This is a genomic window from Lutibacter sp., from assembly GCF_041555395.1.
Classification (GTDB): Bacteria; Bacteroidota; Bacteroidia; order Flavobacteriales; family Flavobacteriaceae; genus Lutibacter.
Map to the genome: position 1 here is coordinate 1 of NZ_JBFFKM010000103.1, position 3,327 is coordinate 3,327.

The 3,327-nt window shown below is 34.7% G+C and carries 4 protein-coding genes; 1 reads left to right on the forward strand and 3 read right to left on the reverse strand.

Annotation, left to right across the window (positions count from 1 at the left end; genetic code table 11):
• Together ABY285_RS12335 and ABY285_RS12340 are read right to left on the reverse strand one after the other, a co-directional pair.
• Positions 1-731: aldehyde dehydrogenase family protein (locus ABY285_RS12335; RefSeq protein ID WP_372770500.1), on the reverse strand; the 731-nt coding region annotated here is incomplete at its 3' end.
• A gap of 105 nt (positions 732-836) precedes the next feature.
• Entirely contained in the window at positions 837-1,736 is a 900-nt protein-coding gene (locus ABY285_RS12340) for a dihydrodipicolinate synthase family protein (protein ID WP_372770502.1), read from the reverse strand.
• A 202-nt stretch (positions 1,737-1,938) separates the two neighbouring features.
• Here ABY285_RS12340 and ABY285_RS12345 point away from each other — a divergent pair, with 202 nt between their 5' ends.
• Positions 1,939-2,790, forward strand: a complete 852-nt coding sequence (locus ABY285_RS12345) for an AraC family transcriptional regulator (RefSeq protein ID WP_372770504.1) — start codon at positions 1,939-1,941, stop codon at positions 2,788-2,790.
• 111 nt (positions 2,791-2,901) lie between these two features.
• On the opposite strand, the gene ABY285_RS12350 is transcribed toward ABY285_RS12345, so the two are convergent.
• Entirely contained in the window at positions 2,902-3,261 is a 360-nt protein-coding gene (locus tag ABY285_RS12350; RefSeq protein WP_372770506.1) for an MmcQ/YjbR family DNA-binding protein, read from the reverse strand.
• Between the last annotated feature and the right edge of the window lie 66 nt (positions 3,262-3,327).

Below are 3,327 nucleotides of genomic sequence, written 5' to 3' on the forward strand. Positions count from 1 at the left end.
CCCCCAATGCTTCCTGTAAAACCTACCGCCTTTACCTGTGGATGTTTCACCAATTTAACGCCGACCTCAATTCCGCTGCTGTTTAAATTTGAAAATACGCCATTTGGCATTCCTGTTTTTTCGGCAGCATTTATAATTGCCGACGCCACCAATTCTCCAGTTCCTGCGTGCATTGGGTGAGACTTTACAATAACCGGGCAACCGGCAGCTAATGCTGCAGCCGTGTCTCCGCCAGCAGTTGAATATGCCAACGGAAAATTGCTCGCGCCAAAAACGACAACTGGCCCGATAGGAATTAACATTTTACGAATATCTACTTTTGGAATTGGTTGTCTATTTGGGTCTTCGGCATCAATAGTTGCTTCTACCCAAGAGCCTTCTTTTACCAAATTGGCAAAAGAACGCAACTGAAAAATGGTTCTTCCTCTTTCGCCAATTGCCCTGCCTTCAGGCAAACCAGATTCTGAACAATAGGTTTTAATCAGCTCATCGCCCAGCGCTTCAATTTCATTGGCGATTTGATTTAAAAATTCACTTTTTTTGACTCCTGAAATACTTTGGAATAATTTAAATGCTTCCGAAGCCAATTCAATCGCCATCTCAATTTCTTCCTCAGAAGCTTCAGAAAAAACAACTTCATTCTCCTTATTTGCTAACGGATTGAATGTTTTAAACGTTACTTTCCCTGTTGATGCCAATAGATTTCCAATGTAATTTTTTCCTGTAATCATCTTTTGTATTTTAGTATTTTGGTATGTTAGATGATTAGTAAGTTAATCAAAAACACCTCAAAACAATTTTTAATTTCATTTATTAATTCCAGACTTGAAGTCTTTTTAATTGATAACCGGTCTGTTTTTTAAAGCTTTTTCAATAATTGCCAATACTTTCGCCCTTTCTTCACCAACCAACGGCAAACGAGGTTCCCGCACATTTTCTGTACCAATTCCAGTGGCAACTTCCGCCAATTTAATATTTTGTACCAATTTAGTATTTATATCCAACTCTAATAAAGGCAAAAACCAACTGTAAATAGCAATGGCTTCTTTTGTTTTTCCTGCTTTTGCCAATTTATAAATGGCGGTGGTTTCCGCAGGAAAAGCACAAACCAATCCAGCTACCCAGCCATCAGCGCCCATCAACAAACTCTCTAATGCCAAGGTATCAACGCCACATAAAATTTTAAAACGGTCTCCAAAACGCATTTTCATTCTGGTCACATTTGAAATATCGCGTGTAGATTCTTTTACAGCCTGAATATTTTTGCACGCTGCCAATTCTTCAAACATATCCAGGGTAACTTCAATACCATAATCGACTGGATTGTTATAAATCATAATCGGCAGTAAAGTGCTCTTGGCGATTTTTTTAAAGTAGGTTACCGTTTCTCTGGCATCGGCTTTGTAACGCATAGGCGGCAACAACATTAATCCGTTTGCCCCATATTCTTCAGCTTTGCGAACCGCTTCAATGGCGCAATTGGTAGATTGTTCAGCAATATTGATAATTACAGGAACTTTGCCTTTTACAATTTCTACCGTTTTTTTTATCAGAATTCTTTTTTCATCAGCAGTAAGGGTACTCGCTTCGCCTAAAGTGCCTCCAAGGATAATTCCATTGACTCCTGCTGCCAATTGCGCTTTAATATTTACTTCAAAATTTACCAAATCCAATGTGTCTTCATCTGTAAATTTTGTTGTAACTGCAGGCATTACGCCACTCCATTGTATACTCATAATTAAAAATTTTAATTGTATGGATTAAGCTTTGTTATTTTTGAAATTTACTTCAACCTTCTAGCTTTCCAACTTTCCTACCAAAATAATACTTTCTAAGTTTCGACACTAGCTTTTTTTTTATCTATTCATAATAGTATTTTACCTTATATTTCTCATTTAATCAAAAATAATAGACTAATTTAGACGCATATTAGCAGATATGAAGGTATTGCCATTTAAAATTCCGAAACCTGAAAATGTAACTTTATACATTCAAAAATACGATGGTGAGTCTTTTTATGAAAAATTGCACCAACATGAAGAAATACAGATAAGTATATTTGTTGAAGGTGAAGGCACTTATATTATTGGTGATTGTGTGGGCGAATTTAAAAAAAATGACATTTTTGTCATTGGCGAAAATTTACCGCATATATTTAAAAGAGATGCTGCCTTTGAACAAGAAACTTTTATGATATCCTTGTTCTTTTCAAAAAATTCCTATGGAGACCATTTTTTTAATTTACCCGAATTTGAACATTTCAACGCATTTTTTTATGATGCCGTTTTAGGTTTTGAAGTACTTTCCAACAAACCGGAACTTTCTTTTTTATTGACAAAAATTGATACTAATTCAAAATACAAACAGTTTACTTCTTTTTTATCTATTTTATCTTTAATTTCCGAAGCTGAAAAACAAACATTGTCATCATTAATTAATCTCAAAAAATATGATGGTGATGAAGGGAAACGAATGAGCGATATATTTCAATACACCATGACTAATTTTCACAGAGAAGTTACCTTGGATAATGTTGCAGATATTGCAAATATGACACCCAATGCATTTTGCAGGTATTTTAAACAACGAACCAACAAGACTTTTGTGAATTTTTTAATTGATATCAGAATTGGAAATGCTTGTAAACTGCTGACCAAAAACAACGATTTGAACATCACCGAAATTTCATATAAGTCCGGATTTAATAATCTGGCGAATTTTAATCGGAAATTTAAAGCCATAAAAGGCGTAACGCCTTCAGATTATAGGAGAAAACAGTTTGCCCCCTAGCCCCCGAAGGGGGAATTATTATAAGAAAGAAAAAGGAATAGATAGCAAAGAAAAAAGACTGAAATTAAAAATGAGGCAATTAGCCAATTTAAAAAATAACCTTCAAACTTTCTAACTTTCCAACCCGAAATCTTTTTGCTGCTTTTTAGACATTCCTTTTACCACTAAATTGTAAGAATCATCCGTTAATTCCCTGATTAATTTATTCGATAAGCCGCCATCAATGGTAACCGTATTCCAATGTATTTTGCTCATATGATAACCGGGAGAAATTTCGTCATGTTCCTCGCGCAATTGCAAGGCTTTTTGGGGATCACATTTTAAATTTACGGTTACAGGATGCTTCTCTAAACTCGCCAATGCAAACATTTTTCCCGCTACCTTAAAAACTAATGTAACATTATCGAAAGGAAAACATTCGGTTACATATTTCTTTGACAAACAATAGTCTCTGAATTCTTCGATATTCATTTGAATTAATTTTTGAGATTTCTTAAAGATACTTCTTATTACAAATATTGAGCAAATTAATGGAAA

Coding starts and splice junctions, on each gene's coding strand:
- ABY285_RS12350 (WP_372770506.1), bottom strand. CDS start 3,261: ATGAATATCGAAGAATTCAGAGACTATTGTTTGTCAAAGAAATATGTA.
- ABY285_RS12340 (WP_372770502.1), bottom strand. CDS start 1,736: ATGAGTATACAATGGAGTGGCGTAATGCCTGCAGTTACAACAAAATTT.
- ABY285_RS12345 (WP_372770504.1), top strand. CDS start 1,939: ATGAAGGTATTGCCATTTAAAATTCCGAAACCTGAAAATGTAACTTTA.